Source organism: Pontibacter amylolyticus, from assembly GCF_014638845.1.
In the GTDB taxonomy this organism is placed as follows: domain Bacteria; phylum Bacteroidota; class Bacteroidia; order Cytophagales; family Hymenobacteraceae; genus Pontibacter; species Pontibacter amylolyticus.
This window is the reverse complement of sequence record NZ_BMFP01000001.1, coordinates 477,205-503,673: the sequence shown is the minus strand read 5'-3', so window position 1 is coordinate 503,673 and position 26,469 is coordinate 477,205. Positions and strand designations below refer to the sequence as shown.

Sequence of the window (26,469 nt, the reverse complement as noted above, 5' to 3'; positions counted from 1 at the left end):
TAAAATGCACATTGCCTTGGCCGAGGCTGGATTGAAAGCGAGCTCATAGTGCCTCCTGGAAAGCGGCCCTTTGCTGCAAAAGCTATGAAGGCGTTTAACGGGAAGAAAAACAAATATGTCAAAAACGAACAAAACCATATGGACCTTTGGGCATTCTACCAGAAGTCCGGAGGAATTTGTGGCCGCGCTGCAGTCATTTCAGATTGAGGTACTGGTGGATGTGCGTCGGTACCCTGGTTCTAAAAAGTACCCGCACTTCAATGTGTCGGCCCTGGAGTCTTTCCTGCCCGAAGCTGGGATCAGGTATATGCCCGAGCAAGAGCTGGGCGGCCGCAGAAAGCCAAGGCCTGACTCACCTCACACCGTCTGGAGAAGCGACTCCTTTCGCGGCTACGCCGATTACGCTGAAACCAAGGAATTTGAAGATGCAATAGCGAAGCTGACGGAGGTCGCCCACCAAAAGCGAACCGCCTACATGTGTTCCGAAGCCGTGTGGTGGCGGTGCCATCGCGCCATCATCTCAGACTACCTCAAAGAAAGGGGCTGGTCCGTGATGCACATCATGTCGGAGGGAGTGGCCAAAGAACACCCTTATACTTCAGCATACCTGGAAACGCATCCGGTGAAGGTATAGGTTGGCACCATAAAGGTTAACCCAACGTCTTTCTCGCAAAAATGGAAATCAGCATGCCTGGAATTGCCAGGCTGATAGCCATATACGTCAGGACCATGGGAGAATAGAGGCCGAGCAGCAGACCGGCGCCGGAAGTGGCCAGCATAATGGAAAAGTTGAAGGCAGAGGACTGCACCGAGGTAGCCACATCTTTGGCTCTTTCGACCTGCCGGCTCACCGCCGCCTGAAACAGGGTGACCAGCGGACCAAACGAAAGTCCCCACAGAAAGAAGGCAAAGTGCGCTATACCTGTAATGTTGCCGAATAGTATTAATACAACCATAGAAACGATCAAAAGGGCGAACATGGCCACTGTCAGCTGCCTCAGGTATAGATCAGTGTATTTGATGGCCAGCAATACAGAAATCAGGGACCCGGCTCCGAAAAGCAGCAAGGTGCTTTCTATACCTCCGGTAAGCTGGACTTCTTCTACCAGGCTGGTGATGTACACATATACCCCGTAGTGCGCGCTCACGCCGAGCAACGTAAGCAAAAGCACAATCAGAACCGCCGGGATTTTGAGCAGGGCAAAGGGTGATGAACTTTTGGTCAGCTTTTCTCCGGGGGTGGAAGGCAGCATGAAAATGCACAGCAATCCAATGACCAGAATAAACACCCCGAGTGCAATGAATTCTGTTTGCCAGCCATATTCATTTCCGATAAAAGTCACAACCGGCATCCCCAGGCTGATGCCCAAGGTGTTTCCCGCCATGATGACGGCGATCGCCCTGCCGTGCTGCGCTTCGCTGACCAGGCGCATACCGTAGGCCGCGATCATGGGCCACATCACACCGGCACAAATCCCGCCTATGATTCGGAGGAATATGATAACTGTGTAATTGAGTGAGAGGCCCGCCACAATGTTGGAAACAGCAAAACCAGCCAGCAGAATCAACAGCAAAATTTTGCGGTTGAATTTCATGGTAAGGGAAACGAGCGGGATCGCGAAAATGGCAGAGGCGATGGCATAATACCCAACCAGGTTACCGCCCTGTACCTCGTTGATGTTCAGGTCCGCCATCATCTGTGGGAGAACACCCGAGGGCATCAACTCCGAAAGAATCCCGACAAACGTCACAGACGACATTAAAATCATGAGCAGCCACGGAAAATAAACTTTCACACTGATTGTTGTGCTTTGATCATTCATAGGAGATGCTGTTTGAAAGCTCATGGGAGTATGAATAGGGTGGGGGCTTGAAGCCAAACAAATGCGACCGAATGTTTACCTTCCTGTTACGCTGACAATCCGGATCGCCTGCTTTCAAGGCGACCTTGTCCGCCTCCTCTGATAGTGGGGCTCCGCATTCAGGGGGTAGGACAAAGTTATCACATAAACCTTGCGTATCCCTAATCACATACGGATTTCCCTGACCAACAACGTGTCGTACAGCAGGCAAAGTACTTCTGGTTATTTGCTGGCAAGAGGGTTGTTTCCATAGTTTTCTGTGGCTTTACCGATCTTTCCCATACCAGATCACAGGCAGTGCGGGAAAGGTATGCCGATGCCAGAACCCCCTGACTGTCGATCAGGTATAAGGTGTAAAAGGCTGGGAATGAAGCTTCAGCCCTTTACCAGGTATAGGAGTCAGATTGTCGGCTGTAAGGTTTGTTAGGAAGCGGCATTTGACATAGTAGGAACAGCTAATAACGGACAAATGCCCAACATCATCGCTACTGCCGAAGCGGAAAATACAGGGGAAGCCTACACGACGACGCTTCAGACGAACCGGCACATGCTGATAGCCGACGAGCCTTTCGATCTGGGGGGCCAGGACCTGGGGCCCGCTCCCGGCGACTTCCTCTGCATGGCGCTGGCATCCTGTATGGTGATCACCCTGCGTATGTATTTAACGCGGAAAGGGTGGGAGATAAGTTGGATCAAAGCAAAGGTAAACCTGGTGAAAAGCACCGATAATGCCGCTGGCAATAACATTTTTTACTGCAGTGTATCTTTTGGTGAAAAGCTGTCAACAGAGCAGCGCGAAAAGCTCTGTAAAATAGCGAAAGCATGTCCGCTGCACCGCCTTTTAAACAAACCCAGCGATATTATCACGCTGCTGGATTGAACCTTTGTTTGAGAATGATTGCCTATGAAAACAACATGGCCTAAACTGTCTTTTAAAGAGGCTCAAAAGACCTATGAGACGATACACCTGTGGACCCATATCGTGGGGAAGATCAGACTGGTCAAGACGCCCTGGATCAATCATTCCTGGCACGTAACGCTCTATGTCACGCCCAGCGGCTTTACTACCTCTGATATCGTGGGCGGTGAAAAGCATTTCCAGCTTGACTTTGACTTTATACGCCATCAGTTGCAGCTAAAAACCAGTGCGGGCGAAACCAGCAGCATTGACTTGAAAAAGCTGTCAGTAGCGGGTTGCTACAAGCAGCTACTGGAAGCCCTGCAGCAGGTAGGTATACGGGCAGACATTTACCCTGTCCCGAATGAACTGGAAAACCCCATTCCCTTTTACGAGGATGAAACGCATGGCACCTACAACCCCGACCATGCAACTGCTTTGCACCAGGCATTCCTTCGGGCGCATGATGTTTTTACCCGATTCCGTGCCGGGTTCAGTGGTAAGTGCAGTCCCGTGCATTTGTTCTGGGGTGGCTTCGACCTGGCGGTGTCACGTTTCTCGGGCCGTGACGCACCCCGGCACCCCGGAGGCGTGCCCCATTTGCCCGATTGGGTAGCGCAGGAAGCCTATTCCAAAGAGGTTTGTAGTTGCGGCTTCTGGCCGGGGAGCGAGGCGTTTCCTGCCGCAGCGTTTTACAGCTACATGTATCCGGAACCGGAAGGGTATAAGGATGCCCGCATAAAACCCGACCAGGCCTACTACCATCCGGAACTCCGGGAATTCATTCTGCCTTACGATGCCGTGCAGGAGGCCGCTGATCCGGAAGCTGTGCTAATGGACTTTCTGCGCAGCACCTACGAAGCAGCTGCCAACCTGGCCCGGTGGGATCGAAAAGCCTTGGAGCAGGAAGACTTTTCCAACCGGAGGAAGACTGGTCGTAAAGCCTACAAGCAGGTGGATAAAGATCAGTAGAGAACCAAAAAACTGACTGCTAAAAAGGAAGTGACTTCTGTCGCGGACAGAATGGTAGCAATTCTTGATAACGGCTCTACCGCAAGCTGGGCGATCAGGGCATTGGGTGAGTGGCTAAAAACAGGCCCGCTCCATATTTTTTTTTTTCGATAAGATATACAACAAGTACCGCTTTGTAGCAATGGTTTGGATCGTTTTGGTGCTGTAGTTTTGCATTGTTGCTTAAAGTATACAATAGGCGGAAGGATGTCTGCCGCAATAAAATCAGGATTATTCTCAGCGACTTTACGTAAAGCCTCTACATGCAGGGCCAGAATAAAAAAAACATATGGGTAATAGACCCGGTTCATACCAGGATCCGGTTTGAGACCAAGTATCTGCTGATTACTTCAGTATCGGGCTGGTTCACGGAGTTTGAGGGTTCCGTTACCACTCCTTCTGATAATTTTGACAATAGCGAAATCAAGCTGAAGCTGTATACAAACTCCATCAATACAGGGAACGAAGAGCGGGATAATCATCTTCGATCTACGGATTTTTTTGATACCGCAAACTACCCTTCTTTAACCTTTTCCTCCACTTCTGTCCACGTTCAGAATACTGAAATTAAGGTGACGGGGGAGTTGTGTATCAAAAACATAAGGGAAACAATCAGCTTTGAGGCAAGGCACTTAGGCTTTGTAACAGATCCCTTTGGAAATTCAAAATCTGCGTTTGAGATGCAGCTGGTCCTGAACCGAAAAGACTTTGGAATCTCATGGAACCAGTTTTTCGACAATGCCGGTGTGCTTTTATCGGACGAGGTTAAAATCTTCGGTGATATACAACTTTTGAAGGTAAGCTGATAAAGGGGAGGGAATAACAAAATCCAATCGTCATGGCTGAAAACGACGCTGCACCCCGGATTGTGAAATTAGAGAGCTCTTTGCCCTTTGAGATTCACAGCATGCAATGGATCAACCGGAACAGGGGCCAGCGCATCGCAACGCCACATAGTCATGAACAGTTTGTTGTGATTTGGGTGAAGTCGGGCAGTGGTACCCACTACATCGATTTGGAGAAGCATGAGCTAAAGGGTGGTTCTGTCTACTGCCTTTCTCCAGGCCAGATCCACTTGCTGAAGTCCAGCGAAGATATTGATGGAATCGTGATTTCGTTTTCCGCAGACTTTCTCTGTTTGTCGGGCGAGCATTATGATCTGCTTTTTAATTCAGGCCTATTTTACGCTTCCCCGCAAACGCCCGTTATACCTGTGTCACCGGAAATGCACCTGGAGCTGGAGGACATCACGCAGCTCATGCAGAAAGAGTTCGACAACTTTTTTCTGCTCCGCTCAGAGATTTTGGGCAGTTTTCTAAGAATTTTTCTCCTTTACCTGGCCAAGCATGTTGAAGAGGCTGGCAGACCAGTTTCCAGATCCAGAAACATGGAGTTAATCCGCCACTTTCTTGCCTTGGTTGAGCAGCACTTTACCAGCAGAAGAATGGTGTCGGACTATGCGTACGAGCTGGCTGTTACCCCGAATTACCTCAACGAAGTCGTAAAGAAAACCACAGGCTCTTCAGCCAGCGATCATATCAAACAGCGGGTTGTACTGGAAGCAAAGCGGCAGGCCGCCTATACCGATGTAAGCATGAAGGAAATTGCCTTTGGTTTGGGCTTCGAAGATGTGGCGCACTTTAGTAAGTACTTCAAGAATGCCACTGGAATAAACTTCTCTGATTTTAAGAAGAACGCCTCTCTTTTATTCAGCTAAACCTTTACCCTTTCTTTTGTCTCCAGCTCTATCCCTGTTTACCGTCCCTTTTCCTATTCTCTATTCGCGGTCTGCTGGTTTAGAGGGTTAGGGACTGTACCCGCGCATGCGCACATTTCCTCTCTCGGAACTGCTTACCGCTATTTTCGATAATATGTACAACAATAGGCATGTTCTGTCAATGGTGTACCCTGTATTAAGGTTGTAACTTTGTATTGTTACTTAAAACATACAACAATCAGAACGTTGGTAAGACTTAATATAGAGCCCGATTCCGGATGCCCGGTTATAGCGTCAGGAGCATATCAGATGTTAAAACACTTTATTGGCTAAAGTTGAAGTAGTAGAGGGCAGCCATGCGGGAAACTGCGGCGCTGCTTTCTACAAAACTTCCTGATTTCTGGAGTTCAAAGAGGATTAATTCTTCAACTAACGTCAGCTTATTGAGAAAATATACAATCATTATAAAGTAAAAAATTATGAAAACTTTTTTGAAAATAGCGCTTACACTTAGCATGTTTGGTTTTGCACTCACCACTAATGCACAGAGTTATGACATGCTTGACATTGTGAAAGTGATGAATAAGCCGGCTAAGCAGAAGATTTCTGGAAAGAAGTCAAAGGAAGCAAAAAAATCGCGTTCAACTGTTGCTGTGGAGTCAGGTATACCTACAAAACAGATCTACGGTAGTAAAATAGCCGATGTAGATAATACCATCCAGATAGAAGCATCAGCTGATGGGAAGCTCTTAAATATACAGTCCATCACTACAGGTTCTGTAGACGTTTCGACTAACGATCAGCAGGGAACGCCTCAGCATGAGGACGAACGAAAAAGTCCTGCCATAGCCGAGCCTAAACTCCATCGTATCTCCCCACGAGTTGACTAAGGGTGAACTGAACCCTGCAGTTGCCGGCAGTAGAAGCAATGTAAAGTAAAAGGTATAGGGCTTACCTACTAAGTGAAATTATCGTATGCTTAACGTTGCTTTCAACGGCGTAAGAGCAACAGACCTGTTTTGGTAAAGGAAAGGCAATCAGACCTTCCGTTTGACTGAACCAGGCTATTTTGATAACCCAGTCAAGCCAGCGCATATAAGCCTGCTGGCATGGACGCACGCCCGTAACAACAACAATCTGAGTGAGACTTTTCTGTTTTGCCTATCAGCTTGAAAAGATAAAGTCTGAGAAAATAAGTATTCAACAAAACGAGCCACTATGCAGGCAAGCTTCTTAAAAGCAACCATTTTAATGCTTTCCTTTTCCCTTCTGAACAGTATGGTAAGTCATGCACAGGAGGGGGCAGGCGCTGACAGCGTGACCGTCGCCATTGCGCCCGAATACAACCAGGTGAGCAAACCCCATACCTTCTGGTTAGGAGAAAATTACCGGAACCTGTGGGCAACACCCGTTAAGATGAAGGTGTTTGACCTGGAGCAGGAAAAAGGGGGCCTGAAAATCCTGAAAAAGGGTGGCGGAATGCAGACCAGGTCGCTCCGCCTGCAGGATGCTTCGGGGCAGGAGTGGGTGCTGCGGACTGTTCAGAAAGACCCTGGCCTGGCCTTGCCAGAGAATCTGAGAGAGACAGTGGCGAGGGCCATTGTGCAGGACCAGATATCAGCTTCTCATCCGTTCGGCGCTTTAGTGGTGCCACCGTTGGCGGCTGCTTTGGGAATTCCGCATGCCAAGCCCGAGATTGTGTACTTGCCCGATAGCCCCGCGCTGGGGGAGTACCGGGCCGAATTTGCCAACCAGGTTTACCTTTTTGAGGAACGGGAGCCAACCAAAGCCGAGGATACCGATAACACGGAGAAGGTGTTGGAAAAACTGCAGGAGGATAACGACAACCGCGTGGACCAGCAGCTGGTACTGCGCGCCCGCATGCTGGATTTCATCATAGGCGACTGGGACCGCCACGAAGACCAGTGGCGCTGGGTGGAGCTAGAGGATTCGATAGGAGACTTATACCTGCCTTTTCCGCGTGACCGGGACCAGGTTTTTTTCACGAATGAAGGTGTGATTCCCAAAATAGGCTCACGTAAGTGGATCATGCCCAAGTTTCAGGGCTTTGATGAAGAGATCAGGGACATTAACGGCTTTAACTTTAATGCCCGCTATTTCGATCGCATGTTCCTCTCGGGCCTGAGCGAAAGCGACTGGCGCGCAGAGATCAGGACGGTGCAGCAGACGCTGACCGATGAGCTGATACAAGAGGCCGTTCGCCGGATGCCTCCTAACATACAAGCCCTTTCAGGGGAGGAAATGGCACTCAAGATGATCGCTCGACGCAACCTGCTGGAACAGGAGGGCCTGCGTTACTTTCGCTTCCTCGCCAAAGAGGTGGACGTGCCTGGTTCTGACAAGCGCGAAATCTTTGAGATAGACTATAAAGAGAACGGAAGCGTTACGGTCTCTCTGTTTAAAATCAGCAAAGATGACAGCAAAGGCAGGCTGCTCTACCAGCGCACCTTTGATCCGGAGGTGACGGATGAAGTGCGGCTCTATGGGAGAGGCGGGAAGGATGTATTTGCTGTGTCAGGTGAAAACAAGTCTCCCATCAAAGTCAGGCTGATAGGAGGGAGCGGGGAGGATCGGTTCGAGGTGGCGGATAATTTCCCAAACAGGAGCAGACTGCACGTCTACGACCGGTCTGATAAGGAAAACACCTTCCCGGATGAATCACGGGCAAAGATTCATACAGCTGCTGATAGCTCAGTAAACGCATACGATCCGAGGGCATTTGAGTATAACCTTCTCCGGCCGCTACTTACAGTTGGCTACAACCTGGATGATGGCGTGCTGGTTGGCGCGGGGTTCCAATACACGAAACACGGGTTCCAGAAAAAACCCTTTGCCGCTACCCATAAAGTGATGCTGGGGCATGCCCTGACCACCAATGCCACCTTCTTCAATTATGCAGGATACTTCACCGGGGCGGTAGGTAAAAACGACTTAAGCCTAGAACTGGACGGCAGGGCCCCCAATAACACCAGCAACTTTTTTGGCGTCGGCAACGAGACGGAATTTGTTGAAGTAGGGAGTAAGCCCATCCGCTTCTACCGCAGCCGCTACGACTTCATCACCTCCCAGGCGAAATTACACCGCAACCTTGGGAAAAACCTCAGGGGCAGTATAGGGCTGTTGGCGCAGTATTACAGCAGCAATGCCAGCGATAATAATGGTCGTTTTCTTGTAACCTACGAAGAGCAGAACACCAGGGAAGACATCTTTACAAGGAGACTGTCAGCCGGAGTTGTGGCAGGAGTTGAACTGGACACACGCAACGATGCCTTTATGCCTACTCAGGGCGTGTACTGGAACACGACGCTCCTGGGCGTAGAGCAGCTGGATAAAGACGGCAGGTTTGGTCAGTTGCGCTCTGAGTTCAGTTTTTACCTCAATCCGCAAGGCAACAGTAACGTTTCGCTGGCAAATCGTGTGGGCGGCGGCGTGACAGTGGGAGATCCTTATTTCTATCAGTTGCTATACCTGGGCGGGAACGGCAACCTGCGGGGCTTTCGTAATTTCCGTTTTGCCGGGGAGCATCTGCTCTACAATAACCTGGAGCTGCGTTGGAAGCTGTTTGACTTCACCTCCTACTTATTTCCGGGCTCCGTAGGACTGGTAGGTTTTCATGATGTGGGCCGGGTATGGGCAGAAGGTGAAAGGTCCCATACCTGGCACCAGGGCTACGGGGGCGGGCTATACCTGATTCCTGCCAAACTCGTACTGCTTCAGGCCGTTGTCGGCTTTTCCGAGGAAGATGTACTGCCCTATGTCTCGCTGGGCTTCAGGTTCTGATGAGTTTGAAGCCACGGATGTGACGGATTGCCAGTGCCCGGAGGTATTACTTTTTTCTTTCAGCACGCACCTGCTTTAAGGCCGTGCCCCAACTTACCAATTGATCCAGCAAGGTATTTAACTTCTTCTCGTGGAAGGAAGCGGGTTTGAACTCACTGTAGTTCTCAAAGTCGGTAAAGATAGAAAGGGCAACCTGCTCCCGCACGTCAGCCATCTGGAGCTCAGCCATCGTTGCCCGGAAGTGCTCAACCGACCTGGCTCCCCCCGTGTTACCATACGCCACGAAGCCTGCCGCTTTGTTATTCCATTCCTTATACAGGAAGTCGAGGGCATTTTTGAGCGCTGCGGGAACGCCATGGTTATACTCCGGGGTAACAAACACGAAAGCATCAAAGGAGTCTATGCGGGCAGACCAGTCCTTGGAGTGTTGCTTGGTGTACTGCTGCATGGCGGGCGGGTTAGGCTCATCCAGTAGCGGGAGGTTCACTTCCAGCAGGTCAATCAGCTCGTAGGTCGCGTCAGTTCTTTTAGACGCAATTTCATGCACCCATTTTCCAACGGCCTCGCCGTTTCGACCCGGACGTGTACTTCCTATAATGATGGCTACTCTGATCATGGTAAACGTTTGAGTGTTATGGGAAAGTCAGTTTCGTGTAGTATACGCGTGAACTAACTTTGAGTCCGTTTCCAGGAGCAGGTATGGCGAAAATCTACCTGATTAACTTTTGATTGAACCGGCTGCGCCCTCCCTAGGTAATGGACTTATTCGCGGCCATTTAATCAAAGGGTTTTTGCAGGTACTGAACACATGTGATGGAGTCATTTCAATATGATCTGTTCCAGCATTTGCCAAGCCCACCATTACCGGACCTTTCTGGAAAAGTAAGTGGCGCCCACACTGGCTGCGATGACGCAGGCGATGGACACCCACTGCGTCACGCTAAGGTGTTCGTCCAGAAACAGTAAACCCGAGAGCGCGGCAAAGGCCGGGTGCAAACTCATCAGGATGCCGAATGTTTTGGGTGGGAGCTGGCGCAGGGCACCGATTTCCAGGGTATAAGGTATAGCACTGGTTAAAAGCGCAACAGCCACACCGATCAGCAACAGCGGTGCGGTGACTGCAGCCAGGTCGCCACTGAATATGCCAAAAGGAATGACGAACAGGGAAGCAAAGAGCATCCCTACTCCGACGGCATCGCTACCCTTCATCACCTTTGCCACTTTTCCACCCAGCACAATATAACCCGCCCACAGGGCCCCGGCCCCAATAGCCAAACCGGCGCCTAAGAGGTCCACGTTGTTGTTCTGCCAGGGTGCAATCAGGGCTATACCTGTGCAGGCCAGCAGTACCCAAAGCAGATCCAGCTTCTTTCTGGAGCCCAGCAGTGCCAACACCAGCGGCCCGGTGAACTCCAGGGTAACCCCCAGGCCCAGCGGGATGCGCTTGATGGCAAAGTAGAACACCAGGTTCATAGCTCCCAGGCAGGTGCCGTAGGCCAGGCAGTAGAGCCACTGCTTTTTGGTTACCTTCAAAAGGTTGGTTCTGGAGACAGCCAGCAGGATAAGCGCCGCGAAGCCAATGCGCAACGAAGCCGTGCCGCTGGCCCCTAAGACAGGGAAGAGGTGCTTGGCGATAGAAGCGCCGCCCTGTACACTGATCATGGCCAGCAGAACGGCAGGTATAGCCGGTATAACTATTTTCTTATTTGATAAATTTAACATGATCCGGATGAGGGTAAACGCAACAAAGTCTCAGGGAAATCCCTGAGGTAATTGAAGACTGCAAAACAATCTGATATCTAGGTTTAACTGCCTGAAGAAGGGCTGGTCAGCAGGAAAAGTGCGATCACGCAGGCGAAGAAGCAAGGGGTATTCTGTATGCGAGACGTTGTAGGGCGAGGGTGTTGTAGAGGAAAAGTGTCATGTTAATTTATTACGACCCAAAGATGAGGATGATTCCCTTCAATTCCTATTCACGGACTCCAGGTTACTTTAAAGCACTTGCAGAAGCTGCCAACGCAAAACCAAAAGATACTTGTAGTAGCCACTCCGAAGCACGACCATGCGCGTGAGGTCGGAGGGGACCACGAGTATGCTGTATTTCGCCTGGAAGCCCCGCACATACAGACAAAAACCCATAGGTGAGAATAAAGGACCGATAGTTATCCGAACGGAAATAAAAAAGCCTCTCAGTTGTTGCTGAGAGGCTTTTGAGTGGTCCGTAGGAGTAAGAAGCCAAAGTCAACCCCCGGGGATTTGGGGACGTCATCTATTCCTGGGTATTGATCACCAACAGGGGGATTTGGTTATGCCAGACGATTTCCCGTGTGATGCTGTGGCGGAATAATTGTTCCAGGAAGCTGGTATGATGGGTGAACATGGCTAAAATCTCCCCCTGGCTGGCAGCAGCGTACCGCTCTATCGTGGTGGCAATGTCGTCACCCTCCAGGAGCTCGATTTCAATGGCTTGGTAATTGGTTTTCTGCTTTTGGGTGTGGAGCAATTTCTCCTTGTCAAAATGTTCCATGTATTCCACTGGCGGGACGTGGATGATTTTAATGGTCGCCTGCAGCAGGCGGGCATAAGGCAGCAAAGCCTCCACTTCCTCATCAAGGTTTTTGAGATCTGATGCGTAAAGCAAATGGGTAATGGGTCTGGGGCTTATATGTTCCGGAACTACCACCACCGGAACGCTGCAGTGGTTGATCACGTCTACAGTGTTGCTGCCGAGCAGTACTTTCTTTAATCCGCTGGCTCCTTTGGAACCCATAATGACCATATCTATAGCATGCGCCCGGACAAAGGATTCCACCTCCTTTTCCACCGCGGCACCGTAAGCAACCTCGTGGCTAATCGTAAAACCATCAGCCGTTATTTCAGCCATTAAGATGCTGAATTGCTCTTCCGCTTCTTCGAGCAGTTCCTGCTTAAAGCGGTCTGAAGGTTGCCTGCCAATAGTAGGCCCCACGTTGGGCAATACGTGCAGCAGAATCAATTCTGCCTGTAGCTGCCGGGTAAAACCCTTGGCGAACCGTACAGCTATTTTGGAGCAATCAGAAAAATCTGTTGGAACGATAATTTTCATAAGATAATATATTAGCTCGTCAATGAAAAAGTATCGGAATATATGTCCCGTACTGAAACCATCATAAAGTAAAAGGCTGGTTATTAAGTAGGTACTATCCTGGGCTCATAAGGTTAGGTTGGGAGCACACCAGGGTGCGAGGGCAGGACAATTTAAAGTGTCATGCTGCCTTATTTTCGAATATTGCGGTAGGGGTTAAAAGCAAAAATCCTGCAAATTCAATATTTGCAGGATTTTTGCTGAGATAAGTATCGTAATGAGTAGACCAAAGGATTGAATTATCGAACCTTATCCACAGTGATTTGGCTCTCGTGTGTAGTTATGTGGAGGTGGAACAGGAACGATGAAACCTTTTTAATCAGTAAAAATAATTTTAATCAGTAAAAATAAGTGTTTGATTAATTTTAAACGTCAGAGCCCACCTTTCACTATATTTTGTAAGATTTGCTGGGTTTGATAATGCGGTTTTTTAGCATTAGTCTCCTAAACCAATGACTACTTTCCTAATATCAGTAATGATTAGCCTTCGTTTTCACTACACAAATACCCACTTCTAAGTATAGGCATATATTAATATTTTATAGTAGTTTTGTATTCATGATACCTTCATTTGAGAGTATATCAAGCTTACATGATTGCAGTCGATTAAGTGATTAACCAATTTGTTCTGTACCCAATCATATGTTTTTGTAATCAACACAGGCAAACATGTTTAGCTTAATAATTTAAAAATACCCCCCCTTTTTAATCAACTACTGTACATTACAAAAGCAAAAATTAAATTCACATGCCTTTCAACTTTAAGAAATCAACCGGTTTTCTCTTGTTAATGACGGCACTCTTGGTCACATCTTGCAAAGAGGACGTGGTAGACGTTGACCCCATAAGTAGCCGCTTTGGAGAGTATGTAGATATACCCAATCATATACCATTCAGCCATGTTGCCTATAATTTTATAGCAACAGACAATGGCCTGTACTTTGGAATGAGTACTATTGATGATGACAAAGACGTAGAGTCTATTTACAGATATACGCTGGTACAAAGCGATATCCTGAAAGGGAAATGGATTTCTTATAAGCATGACAGTTACTTCGATTACTTCATGCCATTGAATAACAAGTCCGAGCTTCATGGCAATCAAGAAGTAATGATATATCCTAGTGACACTCCCGGTAAAATCCCGGTTTTCAAAATTGTGGATATGTTGAGCGGCAAAGTAATTCAGGAAATAGAATCTCCTTGGCATCAGTTTCTCGCTCCCGATGGAGGGAAATATAGAAACTATGGCGAAATCATCAAGGATGGCAAGGGTGCGGAGTGGGCTTTATTTCAAAGCGATTATATGACTGATGATAAAAATGTTCACATCATCAAAAGAAAAGTTGGTAATTCTTATGACCAAGTAAGCAGGATAGTAGCTAAGGGAGAGTTGCTATATGCTGCAGCAAATAATGAAGGCTTGTATGCCATTTCTCCAACGGATAAAAAATTGTTTGTGATAAATCCGGAATCTGGACATACAACCTATGATTTAAGTGAATATTATGATGCACAGTGGGACTTGTATTCCTATAAAATCAAATTCAGATTCTCAAACAATGCTACTTTTTTCCAATACCAGAATAAAGTGTTAAAACTCAATGAAGGTAATAAAACACTGTCCCTCTTCTACACGATAAAAGCTGTTTATGGCGGAGTACAGGCTGGAGACTTCTGTGTAGATAATGACTATTTATTTACAACGGATGGCACAAGGAAAGAACTAAATGGATTTCATAAAGAAGTGAACATAATCCCACCACCGCCTAAAACTACAAATCAGGAAATTTTCATGGAACATATGGATAGAACAACTGTATTCCAAGCTGGAGAGTTGGAAACTTCTACAAATCCTGATGATAAATATATCTATGTTCTAGACGGAGTAAAAGGTAGAATTTTGGTGGTGTCAAAGCATTACATATAACCGTAGACTGGACTTTAACTAAATGTAATCCTAGAGTTAGAGTACAAGTCGAAATAGGGAAGGGCACTCAGATTGAAATTTTCTAAGCAGTGTTGCCGGGTATTTCGCTTGCCTTTCAAAACAGGCTTTGTGCTATAAGCACAAAGCCTGTTTTTTTAATATGATACCACTGTAGGTAGTTATTGATTACATTTATGTGTTTATTAATTGCTAGATCAAATCTACGATTGTAAAGGGGGATCTGAAGAATATAAAAATCTGAGGACTAAAGCTTTGGCAAAAAAAAAAGCCGCTTCAGGTAAAACTGAAGCGGCTTTGTAGTCCGTAGGGGAATCGAACCCCTGTTGCCAGAATGAAAATCTGGAGTCCTAACCCCTAGACGAACGGACCATTTTGTTGTTTGGTGGTGCAAAGATAAGGCAAAGAGCTTACAAGGCAAATGTTTTTTTGATTTTTTAGCCTGTTATTGCGTAAAACATTAAGACTCAGCAAGGAAAAAATATGTTGGTTTTCCTTATCTGTAATCGTAACTTCGCACCATCAAAATTTTAAAACAAATCAATCCCAAATACCATGTCTAAAATTAAAGTTGCAATTAACGGTTTTGGCCGTATCGGCAGACTTACTTTTAAGGCCCTTCTGGAGAAGGACAATGTAGAGGTAGTAGCGATCAACGACCTGACCAACACCAAAACATTGGCTCACCTGCTGAAGTATGACTCAGTGCACGGCCGTTTTAATGGTACAGTAGAAGCCACTGACAACGGTATTATCGTAAACGGCACAGAGATTCAGATCACTGCAGAGCGCGAGCCTAAGAACCTGCCTTGGGGCAAAATGGGTGTGGACGTAGTGCTGGAGTCTACTGGTCGTTTCGTGGACGAGCAAGGCGCTGGTGGCCACCTGGAGGCTGGTGCCCGCAAAGTGGTTATTTCAGCTCCTGCCAAAGGTAACATCCCAACGGTGGTACTCGGCGTAAACGAGGATATCCTGACAGGAGACGAGCGCATCGTATCCAACGCTTCTTGTACGACAAACTGCCTGGCGCCAATGGCGAAAGTACTGGACGACACGTTCGGTATCGAGAAAGGCTATATCACCACCGTACACGCCTATACCTCTGACCAGAGCCTGCAGGATTCCCCGCACAGCGACCTGAGAAGAGCGCGTGCCGCGGCTTATTCTATCATCCCAACGTCTACAGGTGCTGCCAAGGCTGTTGGTTTGGTGCTTCCACACCTGAAAGGCAAACTGGATGGCGTAGCGATGCGCGTTCCAATTCCGGATGGCTCGCTGACAGACCTTACCTGTATCCTGAAGCGTCCTGCCACGAAAGAGGAGATCAACGCTGCCATGAAGAAAGCCGCTGAAGGCGACATGAAGGGCATCCTGGAGTACACCGAAGATCCAATCGTTTCGATTGACATCGTAGGCAACACCCACTCTTGCGTTTTCGATGCAGAGTTAACTTCGGCTAACGAAACACTGGTGAAAGTGGTAGGCTGGTACGACAACGAGGCTGGCTACTCAAACAGAACGGCTGACCTGATCGCCAAACTTGGCTAATCATTAGGTTTATACCTTATACCCGCAAAAGCCCGCCTTTCTGGTGGGCTTTTGTATTTTATAGCGTATATAAAAGAAAATCACTATATTTCACCTGAAATGACATTCGTCATCGTTCGGGCGTATATAGTCCTGTACCTTTACACTGAAAACAAAGCAAAGCAATAAACCGCACCAATTATGAGAAGAATACTCGTACCCACTGACTTTTCTGACCAGGCCTATCATGCCTTTGAAGTAGCTGTTGCCATCGCACGCCAGACAGGAGCCGCCATTAAACTGCTGCACGTTGTGGAGATGCCTTACTCCCAATCCTTTAGCGTGACCGGCGACCTGGTGGGCGGAGACGGTATGGAACAGGTATACATGATGAAGCTGCTGGAGGCGACCAAAGGCCGTATGGCCCAACTGGAGCGCTCCGTGGAGCACGCCGGGGTCGAGGTGGTGCAGGAGGTGGACGCCGACAACGTGATCCGCAAGATCCGCCGCGTGATCAGCGACGACAAAGTGGACCTGGTGGTGATGGGTTCCAAAGGCGCCAGCGGCATGAGCGAGTTTCTGCTGGGCTCGAACACAGAGAAGGTGGTGCGCACGGCTGAATGTCCGGTACTGACCATCAAAGGGCCAATACACAATTTCAAGGTGCGCAATATCGTGTTGCCATCTGATTTCAAGCGCGAGATCGGTACGGCCATGGAGAAGTTCAAGTACTTCCAGCAGATGTTCGGTGCGACATTACACCTGGTATACATCAACACGCCCGGCGCTTTTGAGTCGAACGCCATCCTGCGCACGCGCATGCAGGAAGCTGCCGAACGCTACGGGCTGCAAAACTACACCAGCAATGTATACAACGACGTCATTGAGGAAAACGGCATCCTGAACTTTGCAGAAGAGGTTGGCGCTGACCTGGTGATGATGGCCACACATGGCCGTACTGGTCTGTCTCACTTGCTGAGCGGCAGTATCGCCGAGGACCTGGTGAATCACTCAGACATCCCGGTTCTGACCTTCCACCTCAAATAAACAACGTATACCTTCAGAACAGAAAGCCCGGCATATTGCCGGGCTTTTTTATTCTCCGGCAGAAATAAGTTAATTTGCGTAGAATTTACCCAGTCAGCAGCGCCTTTGGCCGATCTGAGCGATATGAGCAAACGTCCCCGATTCCGGTTCATCATCAACCCAACTTCCGGCCCCAGCAGCAGGGTGGATGTGGCTGCCCGCATCAAACTCCACTTGGATCACCAAAAATTTGACCACGACATCGTGTATACAGACTACGCAGGCCATGCGCCGGAGCTGGCCAGGGAGGCGGCAGCGCAGGGCTATGCCGTGGTAGTAGCCGTTGGGGGCGATGGTACCGTGAACGAGGTAGCCCAGGGACTGCTGCATACCGAAACGGCGCTGGGCATTATACCAAGGGGCTCCGGCAACGGACTGGCCCGCCACCTGCAGGTGCCTCTGACCGTAGACGCCGCCATCCGCTTCCTCAACCAGGGGCACCGCTCTCAGATCGACAGCGGCACGATCAACGGGCGCCCTTTCTTCACGACGGCAGGTATAGGCTTTGATGCCTACATCAGTTCGGTATTTGCAGGGAGCAAGAAGCGCGGTCTGCAGACCTATGTGGAGCTGATCCTGAAGGAGGTACGCAACTACCGTCATCTCCCGGTGAAGGCCGTCATCAATGGCAAAACCATCGAAACTGAACTGTTCGTAATGGCCTTTGCCAACGCAGCGCAGTACGGCAACAACGCCTATATCGCCCCCATGGCCAACATACGGGACGGCCTGTTGGATGTGTGCCTGGTCCGCAAACTGGATATGTTTAAGGCGCTGCAACTGAGCTACGCAATGCTGGCCAACAAACCGGCAAGTGCCGACAGCGCCGAGTATTTTAAGACCGAAGGGGTAACCGTGCAAACCGACCACGAGATGATGCACCACGCCGACGGCGAATATCTGGGCAAGGCAAAGGAGTTTGAGGTGCGCATGGTACCACAGTCGCTGCATGTAGTGGCACGCTAAAGCATGTGGCACGCAAAAGCATGTGGTACGCTGAAGCATGGTGGCACGTACAGGTATAGCAAGGCGTTATGTAAGGTATAGAGAACAAGATCATGAGCGACAAAAATAAAAAAGGAAGACAAGGGGTGGTATACTCCACTAGTTCTGATTTCAACTATCAGTATGAGCAGGAAAACGAGGCCGAAACGCTTCCGCCCCAGCAGCAGAACCTGAAAGTGATGCTCGACAAAAAATCCCGTGCAGGCAAGCAGGTGACGCTGGTGGCGGGCTTTGTCGGGACGGACGAGGACTTGAAAGAGCTTGGCAAAATGCTTAAGAACAAATGCGGTGTCGGTGGATCTGCTAAAGACGGGGAGATCCTGATACAGGGGGACTTCCGAGACAAAGTGCTGCAGGTACTCCAGGCCGCTGGCTACAAGGCGAAGAAGGCGGGAGGGTGATTTGAGTGGATTGTTGAATTGTTGATGGTTAAATTGTTGGGTGCACGATTAACCCACCCCTGCACCTCGGAGGTGTGGCACTTTATTATCTGAGACTATCCCCTTGGGGGGATTATAGGGGTGTAAAGCCAATAGCAAAATTCAACCACTAGGCGGTCACACCCCTTCAACTCCCTCTAAAAAGCTCTTCGGGACATCCATGTCCCGAAGCCAACTGTTGGGGATGTCCACATGCCCGTGGGTGGGTTTGCCGGTATACGGGGATTAGGAAATCCCCTACCGTTTGCTTTCGGATTGATAAATCCGAAAGAGCCCGTTGCCTATTTGCTTGCTTTGCAGGTATACAGACGGGGACAAGGATGTCCCCTACAGAATTGCTTCCGGACACGGATGTCCGAAAGAGCAGGTGTCCTCGGCAAAGAAGCTTTCGGACTTGGAGGTTCGGAAGAGCGCTCGGATTGGTCCACACACGAACGACGTTACACTGTAACGTCGCTACCTTACTTCCTAAACTCCCAAACTCTTCAACTTGCTCACCGGCCCTTGCAGGTGGTAGAAGTTGGCTGACTTCTGTACGAACAGGCGGCCGGCCAGGGCAGGGGCTTTGGGAGGACGGGGTTTGTATACCTGCACCGTGCCTTTGTCCTTGGTAGGTATGCGCTCGTAGCCGATCGCTTCCAGTTTTTGATCCAGCGCCTTTGGGGAGATACTCTTGACTGGGATTCTCACTTCCGTTCTCCTATACCACAGCAGGAGCGCAATCGTGAACAACAGTGAGAAAATCGCCGCGTTCAAAAGGATTTCGTTGATCGCTCCAGGCCCTTCCTCACTAAACCTTCCCGTAATTCCAAACCAGGCCGCGGTCAGCAGTCCATACATTCCAAAGAAGTATAGGTTCAATTTCACAAACCGCTGCAGGGTGTAGTACTTCATGAGTAATTAGTAGTGAATAATGAGTAATCGCTGCTAGTGGAGGATCGACTACAGAATATTTTATTTAGAGATAACGAGCGATAAATAGTTTTATAATCAGTAGTTTATCTTATGATGATTAAACTAATGCATGAATATCTTAGGCAGTGCCTCAGGTTCATTATCTACAAGGCATGGCTCTAATTCATTTCTCATTTATCACTATTCATTAATAACTATTCTCTCCAGATCCTCCGGGGTGTCGATGCCGATGGTCTCGAACTCGGTGATGGCAGTGGAGATGCGGAAGCCGTTTTCAAGCCAGCGCAGTTGCTCCAGCGACTCCGCCAGTTCCAGGCTGGAAGGGGGCAGTTGGGTGATCTGCTCCAGGATGTCGGTGCGGTAGCCGTAGATGCCGATGTGCTTGTAGTAGGTGTGCTGTTTGTGCCAGATGTCGTTGGGCACGTTGCGGCAGTAGGGTATCGGCTGGCGGCTGAAGTAGAGGGCTTCGCCATGGCGGCTTACCACCACTTTCGGCGCATTCACATTGAAGAGCTCTTCCGGGGTGTTGATCTTCTTGATCAGGGTCGCCAGTTGCGTCTGCGGGTTATTGAAACAGGTGGCCACCAGATCGATCTGCTCGGGTCGGATAAAGGGCTCGTCTCCCTGAATGTTGATTACATACTCGAAGGGCTGGTCGTGTAGCTGGTAGGCTTCAAAGCAACGGTCGGTACCGCTCTGGTGGTGCGCAGCCGTCATTACGGCCTTGCCACCAAACGCGTGCACGTGGTCCAGAATGCGTTGATCATCAGTAGCTACGATTACTTCCGTTAAACCAGATGATGAGGCCTGTTCGTACACCCGCCGTATCATGCTTTTGCCGTTGATGTCGACAAGTGGTTTTCCAGGAAATCGGGTGGAGGCGTAGCGGGCAGGTATAATGCCGAGTATTTGCATAAGGCAGACGGTTTTCTGTGGCCGGCCATGCAGCGGCAGGCCCCGGCAAGTTACGCAAGAGATAGGAGTAATGCAGCAGACAGGTATAAAAAGCTTGGCAGGGGGTTAGGTCCGTTTCTTAACGGAGATCACGCGGATAGCGTCCATGGCCCTGCTTTGCGTAGACAGTCCGCAGCGGATGTCGAGTTGGCGACCCAGCTTCTCGTAGGTAATGATGACGGGTGTTTCGCCCTCTACCTTGAATGCCTCGTCCATCTCGTTTTCGTTGTCAGGCTTAAAGCGCTTGCCGTCGATCTCCACTTCAAAGCCGCAACCGTCTACCATATACTCTCCCGACCAGATCAGGATGGCATCATCGGTTTCAGCGTTGCCGTCCGCATTGTTCTGGCAGGCCGCAAAGGTCAAAGTCATGATCAGGCCTAGGATGGCCACAAAGTATAAGTCTTTCATGGAGTATAGCTTGTTTTTGCTGTGCTGTTATACGGCTAAACTTCTTTAATGGAGAGCAAACGGATTTCGCTTTTTTTAAGTGTTCCCCAGCCGCAGGAATACTCTTTGGGCTTGGCAGGTAAGGTATACTTAATCAGAACGGTATGTGCATCCTGTGTTTTGAATTTGTTGTCTATTTCCTGTTCATTATCAGTCTTATAGTGCTGGTCATTTAAATAGACACTAAAGCCACACCCGTCCACGGCATAGTCACCCGTCCACAGCAGGGTAGCGGTCGCTTCCATCACCTCCAGGTCATCATTTTTGTCACAGGAAAAGGCAGTTAGCATGAGCGCCAGGGGTGCGGCAAGGTATAGGGTGAGCTTTCTCATTTAATAAATTAGTAAGTGTCTACAGTTGCAAGACCCTTGCTGCGCTCAAAGGGTTGCATGGCGGTGTGCGGGTTACTCAGCATTTTGATCTGCCCGCTTCTCAAACTCTCGAACTCCCAAATTCCTAAACTTTCTTCACCCGTAGCGCAAAGGTGCTTTGGTCGATCACCTGCACGGAGTCACCCTTCTCGATAAAGCCGTCGCGGGCCTGCGCATCGTACACGTTGTCGTCAATCATCACGCGTCCGCTGGGCGCCATGCGGGTATAGGCTATACCTGTTTTGCCGATCAGGTGCTCTGCCGAGTGGCTGGAGCGGTAACCTTCCTTGCTGTCAAAGGTGTTGACAAGTGTGACACGGCGCAGGGCACGACTGCCCAGCACCCGGTTCCAGGTCAGCACCACAATGATCACGGCACTAACCATACCTAGCAACACCGATACCAGGCTTTCCATCAGGCGCTCAGATGATACGAAAGTGAAATCAAAAGCCTGGTTGTTGACCATGATGAGCAGCAGTGACAGAAACACCAGCACAATGCCGCTTATACCGGTCACCCCAAAGCCCGGTACGACAAACACCTCCAGGGCAATGAGCACCAGCCCGACAATGAACAGCAGCACCTCCCAGTGCTCAGCCAGTCCGTTGAGGTAGAAGGGCGTCAGGTATAGCACGCCGGCCACAATAGCGGCGATGAGCGGAAAGCCCACACCCGGGGTCTGCAGCTCGAACCACAGTCCGCCGATGATGATCAGGATGAGGATGCCGCTGATAACGGGATTCAGGAAAAACGAGATGACCTTGTTGGTGGTGCTGAGTTCGTAGCGGACGATCTCGGCGTCCTGCAGATTGAGCTTTTGCAGCACTTCGTCGATGTTGTTGGCCTGCCCTTCACTAAAGCCGTGCTGGATGGCTTCGGAGGTGGTAAGGGTGAGCACTTGGTCTGCCGATAAGGTGCTGTCCACGGAGGCGTCTACCATGGCCTCGGCCAGTCTGGGATTACGTCCGTTGGCTTCGGCGGTGGAGCGCATGATGGAGCGCATGTAGCTCTGGTACTTGCCCGGAGCGGCCTGCCCGTCGGCGCCCACCACCGTGGCCGCACCGATGTTGGCCCCCGGCGCCATGTAGATGCTGTCGCAGGCGATGGAGATGAGCGCCCCGGCCGAGGCGGCGTTTTTGTCGATGAACACATAGATCGGCTTCGGGTACTCGAGTAACCGCAGGCGAATGGCGTCGGCGTCGTTCACAGCACCCCCGTAGGTATTCAGCTTCAGCAAAATGTGATCAGCCTCCACACGAGTAGCCTCCTCCAGTGCCAGCTGGGTATAGCGGTTGGTGCGCGGATCGATCTCCGAGCTGATCTCCATGATGAACACCTTCTGTCGCTGCTGCGCCCAGGCCGCCGTGAAAGAAAACAGAAGGGCCAGCAAGAGGAGGGAGGACCAGGGCCATATTTTTGCGTTAGATTTCATACATTTGGGCTTAATCGGAAATAAGATACTAAAAAAATCCCGCTTATTCTTTCCTTACTTTTTAAATACGATTTTGAGGCGCCCGTGTGGCGCATCCGCCTCGACGCTCCCGGCGGCTGGCTGACGCTGGAGGTGCGTGACGCCGACCTGCTGCAGGCCCGCTTCTATACCTTGCGCCTGCCCGCTGGGCAGCTGCTGGAGCTGAAACTGCCCGATCCTAACACCTGGTGGATGGGGCTTGAAGATGTGCACGACCGGGTGCTATACCTGCACGGCTACGGCGACCGCAAACTGGGGCAGCACAAAGGCATACGGGCCTTTGCGGCTGACTCAGGTATAGCGTTGTGGCAGCAGCCCGAACTGGCCTTTTACGGGATAGAAGAGCGAGGTTTGTTGGTTTCCAATATTAGTCAGCAGGGTGGGGAACTGGTTCTGCTGGAAAGCGGTTACGGTAAAACCATTCGAAACGATATCACTCAAAAAGAGGCGGCCGATCGGGTGCAGCGCTACCACAAAGTCCGATTTGGGGCGGTGCAGTACCCGCACTTGTACCGCGAGGGGGAAACTTACTACCAACAGGTACACGATTTTCTGGTGCAGGAGCTTGATTGTGAGCCTGTAAACGTCCTTGAGTATGCCGAGACGGACACCTGGCTGGTAGTGAGCTATTACCGGAAGACGGGTGAAAATAAGTTAGATAATTTTCTGGCTGTTTTTGATTTAAATGGTTTTTTGCACTTAAATGAGTTACTTGCAGGTGCAATGGATGGCGTAGGTTCAGATACTTTTTTTATCTTTATGCGCAGTTTGTATTTCGTGCAAAACAAAACAACCTTGAAGGCATATTCTCTTTAATTTTTAGTTCGACTTTTAGCTATGATCCGAATTTTACTTATCGCCCTTGTAGCAATACCGCTGCTTCCTATTTCGGCTTCAGCCTTCGACCTGGTTGCCCTGCGCGACTCGGTTGGTGTGGAGCGTAAGAACGGTAAGGTATACGTGCAGCACCGCGTAGAGCCAAAAGAAACGCTTTACGCCCTTTCCAGAAAGTATGGCGTGTCCGTGGCCCAGATTGTGGACTCCAACCCATCCGTAGAAACCACCATCAACGTCGGCCAGCTGGTGCTGATTCCGCGTAAGTACGCCGCAGCACCTCCCGCTGTTAAGCAGGCTCCTGCTGCAGGCACGGCCAGCAACCGTACCTTCACTGTCAACAGCCGTGGCGAGAAGCTGCACCAGGTAGAGCCGCAGCAGACGCTGTACTCGATCTCACGCATGCACGCCGTGAAAGTGGATGACATCAAGCGTTGGAACAACCTGCCGGATAACACGATCAGCGTAGGCGCTTTGCTGATCGTAGGCAAAGGCCAGCCGGTTCCTTCCAAAAACCCGATCTACGTGAGCGAGACGGATGATGAGATTGCAAAAGACAAGGTAACCGAAACAGCAGTGGCTTCTACGGAGGCTGTAGCCGCTACCACTACCCCAACCAATACACACGTCGTGCTGACCCCGCAGCCTGCCACGCCGGCACCTGCTACCAGCGTTAAGAATGACGATGACGATGAGGCAGTAGACTCTGTATCCGGTGCCAAGAAGATCCTCGAGACAGGTATGGCCGAAATGATCGACCCGAAAGCAGACACGAACAAATACCTGGCGCTGCACAAGTCAGCCCCGGTTGGCACGATCATGCAGGTGAAAAACGCCATGAACGACCAGGTGGTATATGTGCGCGTGATCGGTAAACTGCCGAACACAAGTGAGAACAACAACGTGGTGGTGCGTCTGTCTAAGAAGGCCTGCCAGAAACTGGGCGCCATCGACCAGAAGTTCCGCGTAGAATTGTCTTATATGCCTTAAGCAGGTATAGCGATAAAGGAAAAGCCTGGGCAGCGATGTCCGGGCTTTTTTGTTTTTGCCCGTTTTATACCTGTTACAGCAACTACAAACTAGTCTGCGACTTGCGGATTACTTAACTTGCAGGGCGCCATTTCTCGTACCAATCACATGAAACAGGACATCGCCCAGATCAAAGCCCTCCTCGACGACCGGGTAGCCCGCTACAACCAGCCCAGCTTTATTCCGAACGACCCGGTGTCCATTCCGCACCGCTTCACCAAAAAGCAGGACATCGAGATCAGCGGTTTCTTTGCAGCCATCCTGGCCTGGGGGCAGCGCAAGACCATCATCAACAACTGCCTGAAGCTGATGGACCTGATGGACAATGCCCCGCACGAGTTCATCCTGCAGCACCAGGAGCAGGACCTGCCCCGCTTCCTGGGGTTCAAGCACCGCACTTTCAATGACACTGACCTGCTCTACCTGATCCATTGGTTCCGGTGGTACTACGGGCAGCACGAGAGCCTGGAGACAGCTTTCACAGGTATACGGAACGAAGTCAGGATGCAAAAGCAACGGCTGGAGCATTTTCACAACCTGGTGTTTAGTCTGGAGGATGCCCCGCACCGTACTCGCAAGCACATTTCCACTCCGGCACGCAAATCGGCCTGCAAACGCCTGAACATGTACCTGCGCTGGATGGTGCGTCCCGCTGACGGCGGCGTGGACTTTGGCATCTGGCACACAATGCAGCCTGCCGACCTGGTCTGTCCCTGCGATGTGCACGTGGAGCGGGTGGCCCGCCGCCTCGGCCTGATCACCCGCAAGGGCATGGACTGGCAAACGGCCGAGGAACTGACCGATCACTTGCGTTCCTTCGATCCGCAAGACCCGGTTAAATATGACTACGCTTTGTTTGGACTGGGTGTGGAAGAGAAGTTTTAAGGTATACGTTTCCTACTTTATTTGCCTGGTGCTTTAATTATGTTAAATAATGGCAAGTTCACTCGAATGAGACAAAGGACGGATACCTGGGATGCGCATCTCGAGGCTACCTATACAACTGTTGCACCCGGCGCCGCGCTCTTGATTTCCGTGGCAGGGGAGGTGCTTTATGAACGAGGTATAGGTATAGCTGACCTGTCTACAGGCGAACCGATTACACCGGACACTACTTTCCGGCTGGCTTCGGTGAGCAAGCAGTTTACGGCGATGTGCATCCAGCTGCTGGAGCAGGAGGGACGCTTGTCTTTTGACGATACGTTGCAGCAGTTCTTTCCCGAATTTCCGGCAGGTATAGGAACGCAGGCCACGCTGCGGCATTTGCTCTGCCATACCTCCGGTCTGCTTGATTATGAGGAATTTGTGGAGGAGCGGCCTGACTGGCAGATCAGCGATGCGGAAGTGCTGGCGATTGCTGCCTCGCAGGTTAAAACATACTTCACACCCGGCACCCAATACAGGTATAGCAACACCGGCTACGTGCTGCTGGCGCAGGTGGTGGAGCAGGTGTCAGGTATAGCTTTTGCCAATTTTCTGCAGCAGCGGATCTTCGGGCCGCTGGGCATGAACCACACCATGCTGTACGAAAAAGGCAAGGCTATACCTGAACGCGCGATGGGCTATGCCCGAAAAGAAACGGGGGATATCGTGCTGGCAGACCAGGGTACCTGCACGGCCACCAAAGGCGACGGCTGCATCTATACCTCCGTGCGGGATTACCAGCGCTGGCACCATGCGCTCAACAAACAGCCAGGTATGGCACCTGCGCTTGAACAGGTATACACGCCCATACCCGGCTACTCTGACGGCTACTACGGCATGGGTTGGTTCTTCAGCAGGCGCAGTTCAGGCGGGCTGGAGCTATACCATACCGGCAACACCAGCGGCTTCAGCAACCTCGTCATCCGTATACCTGAAAGCGATGTGCTGATCGCCTGCTTCTCGAATCTGGCCGATAACCCATTCCTGCTGACGAGCTTTCTGGAGGAACTGCAGCGGTTTCCGCAACTAAGGACTGAGAACAGACTTGTATGCGATCTGCTTGAGCTGACGCGGTAGTTTATTTTGACGTGGTCAAGGTAGG

General features: G+C 50.3%; 26 protein-coding genes and 1 tRNA gene. 16 read left to right on the top strand and 11 right to left on the bottom strand.

Going from position 1 to position 26,469, the window contains the following annotated elements:
- Positions 1 to 115: 115 nt before the first annotated feature.
- Positions 116 to 634 (top strand): DUF488 domain-containing protein, encoded by a 519-nt coding sequence (locus IEV97_RS02225; RefSeq protein ID WP_188499868.1) that lies wholly within the window; start codon positions 116 to 118, stop codon positions 632 to 634.
- Between the two features lie 16 nt (positions 635 to 650).
- Here the strand turns inward: IEV97_RS02225 and IEV97_RS02220 are convergent, their stop codons facing one another.
- Positions 651 to 1,823 carry an MFS transporter gene (locus tag IEV97_RS02220; protein WP_229733747.1) on the bottom strand — a complete coding sequence of 391 codons (1,173 nt, stop codon included), beginning with the start codon at positions 1,821 to 1,823 and terminating at the stop codon, positions 651 to 653.
- Positions 1,824 to 2,331: 508 nt separating this feature from the next.
- Here IEV97_RS02220 and IEV97_RS02215 point away from each other — a divergent pair.
- The 6 genes from IEV97_RS02215 (at position 2,332) to IEV97_RS02190 (ending at position 9,289) form a co-directional block, all read left to right on the top strand.
- Positions 2,332 to 2,742 (top strand): OsmC family protein, encoded by a 411-nt coding sequence (locus IEV97_RS02215; protein WP_188499867.1) that lies wholly within the window; start codon positions 2,332 to 2,334, stop codon positions 2,740 to 2,742.
- A gap of 24 nt (positions 2,743 to 2,766) precedes the next feature.
- Positions 2,767 to 3,732 carry a DUF5996 family protein gene (locus tag IEV97_RS02210; RefSeq protein ID WP_188499866.1) on the top strand — a complete coding sequence of 322 codons (966 nt, stop codon included), beginning with the start codon at positions 2,767 to 2,769 and terminating at the stop codon, positions 3,730 to 3,732.
- Positions 3,733 to 4,034: 302 nt separating this feature from the next.
- A complete protein-coding gene (locus IEV97_RS02205; protein ID WP_188499865.1) occupies positions 4,035 to 4,577 on the top strand; it encodes a YceI family protein in 543 nt (180 codons plus the stop codon).
- Between the two features lie 32 nt (positions 4,578 to 4,609).
- Positions 4,610 to 5,488 carry a helix-turn-helix domain-containing protein gene (locus tag IEV97_RS02200; protein WP_188499864.1) on the top strand — a complete coding sequence of 293 codons (879 nt, stop codon included), beginning with the start codon at positions 4,610 to 4,612 and terminating at the stop codon, positions 5,486 to 5,488.
- A gap of 479 nt (positions 5,489 to 5,967) precedes the next feature.
- The gene (locus IEV97_RS02195; RefSeq protein WP_188499863.1) at positions 5,968 to 6,378 is read left to right on the top strand and encodes a hypothetical protein; all 411 of its coding nucleotides are present in this window, start codon (positions 5,968 to 5,970) and stop codon (positions 6,376 to 6,378) included.
- 388 nt (positions 6,379 to 6,766) lie between these two features.
- Positions 6,767 to 9,289 carry a BamA/TamA family outer membrane protein gene (locus IEV97_RS02190; RefSeq protein WP_229733746.1) on the top strand — a complete coding sequence of 841 codons (2,523 nt, stop codon included), beginning with the start codon at positions 6,767 to 6,769 and terminating at the stop codon, positions 9,287 to 9,289.
- A 46-nt stretch (positions 9,290 to 9,335) separates the two neighbouring features.
- Here the strand turns inward: IEV97_RS02190 and IEV97_RS02185 are convergent, their stop codons facing one another.
- The 4 genes from IEV97_RS02185 to IEV97_RS02170 form a co-directional block, all read right to left on the bottom strand.
- Complete coding sequence (locus tag IEV97_RS02185; RefSeq protein WP_188499862.1) at positions 9,336 to 9,905, bottom strand: NADPH-dependent FMN reductase; 570 nt, start codon at positions 9,903 to 9,905, stop codon at positions 9,336 to 9,338.
- 245 nt (positions 9,906 to 10,150) lie between these two features.
- Positions 10,151 to 11,011, bottom strand: coding sequence for an EamA family transporter (locus IEV97_RS02180; RefSeq protein WP_188499861.1), 861 nt, complete (start codon positions 11,009 to 11,011; stop codon positions 10,151 to 10,153).
- A 270-nt stretch (positions 11,012 to 11,281) separates the two neighbouring features.
- Positions 11,282 to 11,428 carry a hypothetical protein gene (locus IEV97_RS02175; RefSeq protein WP_188499860.1) on the bottom strand — a complete coding sequence of 49 codons (147 nt, stop codon included), beginning with the start codon at positions 11,426 to 11,428 and terminating at the stop codon, positions 11,282 to 11,284.
- 130 nt (positions 11,429 to 11,558) lie between these two features.
- On the bottom strand, positions 11,559 to 12,374 hold the full coding sequence (locus tag IEV97_RS02170; RefSeq protein WP_188499859.1) for a universal stress protein: 816 nt from the start codon (positions 12,372 to 12,374) through the stop codon (positions 11,559 to 11,561).
- A gap of 787 nt (positions 12,375 to 13,161) precedes the next feature.
- On the opposite strand from IEV97_RS02170, the gene IEV97_RS02165 reads away from it, so the two are divergent.
- Positions 13,162 to 14,343, top strand: a complete 1,182-nt coding sequence (locus IEV97_RS02165; protein WP_188499858.1) for a hypothetical protein — start codon at positions 13,162 to 13,164, stop codon at positions 14,341 to 14,343.
- A 318-nt stretch (positions 14,344 to 14,661) separates the two neighbouring features.
- On the opposite strand, the gene IEV97_RS02160 is transcribed toward IEV97_RS02165, so the two are convergent.
- Positions 14,662 to 14,733 (bottom strand) — tRNA-Glu (locus IEV97_RS02160).
- Between the two features lie 183 nt (positions 14,734 to 14,916).
- Between IEV97_RS02160 and gap the strand changes: the two genes are divergently transcribed.
- The 4 genes from gap (at position 14,917) to IEV97_RS02140 (ending at position 18,380) form a co-directional block, all read left to right on the top strand.
- Positions 14,917 to 15,909 (top strand): type I glyceraldehyde-3-phosphate dehydrogenase, encoded by a 993-nt coding sequence (gene gap, locus IEV97_RS02155; RefSeq protein ID WP_188499857.1) that lies wholly within the window; start codon positions 14,917 to 14,919, stop codon positions 15,907 to 15,909.
- A gap of 180 nt (positions 15,910 to 16,089) precedes the next feature.
- Entirely contained in the window at positions 16,090 to 16,935 is an 846-nt protein-coding gene (locus tag IEV97_RS02150) for a universal stress protein (protein WP_188499856.1), read from the top strand.
- Between the two features lie 123 nt (positions 16,936 to 17,058).
- On the top strand, positions 17,059 to 17,940 hold the full coding sequence (locus tag IEV97_RS02145; RefSeq protein WP_188499855.1) for a diacylglycerol/lipid kinase family protein: 882 nt from the start codon (positions 17,059 to 17,061) through the stop codon (positions 17,938 to 17,940).
- 92 nt (positions 17,941 to 18,032) lie between these two features.
- Entirely contained in the window at positions 18,033 to 18,380 is a 348-nt protein-coding gene (locus IEV97_RS02140; RefSeq protein WP_188499854.1) for a translation initiation factor, read from the top strand.
- A gap of 507 nt (positions 18,381 to 18,887) precedes the next feature.
- On the opposite strand, the gene IEV97_RS02135 is transcribed toward IEV97_RS02140, so the two are convergent.
- The 5 genes from IEV97_RS02135 to IEV97_RS02115 form a co-directional block, all read right to left on the bottom strand.
- Entirely contained in the window at positions 18,888 to 19,313 is a 426-nt protein-coding gene (locus tag IEV97_RS02135; RefSeq protein ID WP_188499853.1) for a hypothetical protein, read from the bottom strand.
- Positions 19,314 to 19,514: 201 nt separating this feature from the next.
- Positions 19,515 to 20,249 carry a 3-deoxy-manno-octulosonate cytidylyltransferase gene (gene kdsB / locus IEV97_RS02130; RefSeq protein ID WP_188499852.1) on the bottom strand — a complete coding sequence of 245 codons (735 nt, stop codon included), beginning with the start codon at positions 20,247 to 20,249 and terminating at the stop codon, positions 19,515 to 19,517.
- Between the two features lie 105 nt (positions 20,250 to 20,354).
- Complete coding sequence (locus tag IEV97_RS02125) at positions 20,355 to 20,699, bottom strand: hypothetical protein (protein ID WP_188499851.1); 345 nt, start codon at positions 20,697 to 20,699, stop codon at positions 20,355 to 20,357.
- 35 nt (positions 20,700 to 20,734) lie between these two features.
- Complete coding sequence (locus tag IEV97_RS02120; protein WP_188499850.1) at positions 20,735 to 21,070, bottom strand: hypothetical protein; 336 nt, start codon at positions 21,068 to 21,070, stop codon at positions 20,735 to 20,737.
- 124 nt (positions 21,071 to 21,194) lie between these two features.
- Positions 21,195 to 22,541, bottom strand: coding sequence for an NfeD family protein (locus IEV97_RS02115; protein WP_188499849.1), 1,347 nt, complete (start codon positions 22,539 to 22,541; stop codon positions 21,195 to 21,197).
- A gap of 84 nt (positions 22,542 to 22,625) precedes the next feature.
- Here IEV97_RS02115 and IEV97_RS02110 point away from each other — a divergent pair, with 84 nt between their 5' ends.
- The 4 genes from IEV97_RS02110 (at position 22,626) to IEV97_RS02095 (ending at position 26,444) form a co-directional block, all read left to right on the top strand.
- On the top strand, positions 22,626 to 23,396 hold the full coding sequence (locus IEV97_RS02110; RefSeq protein WP_188499848.1) for a DUF4905 domain-containing protein: 771 nt from the start codon (positions 22,626 to 22,628) through the stop codon (positions 23,394 to 23,396).
- Between the two features lie 21 nt (positions 23,397 to 23,417).
- Positions 23,418 to 24,404, top strand: coding sequence for a LysM peptidoglycan-binding domain-containing protein (locus IEV97_RS02105; protein ID WP_229733745.1), 987 nt, complete (start codon positions 23,418 to 23,420; stop codon positions 24,402 to 24,404).
- Between the two features lie 147 nt (positions 24,405 to 24,551).
- Positions 24,552 to 25,328, top strand: coding sequence for a TIGR02757 family protein (locus IEV97_RS02100; protein WP_188499847.1), 777 nt, complete (start codon positions 24,552 to 24,554; stop codon positions 25,326 to 25,328).
- A 66-nt stretch (positions 25,329 to 25,394) separates the two neighbouring features.
- Entirely contained in the window at positions 25,395 to 26,444 is a 1,050-nt protein-coding gene (locus tag IEV97_RS02095; RefSeq protein WP_188499846.1) for a serine hydrolase domain-containing protein, read from the top strand.
- Positions 26,445 to 26,469 lie beyond the last annotated feature (25 nt).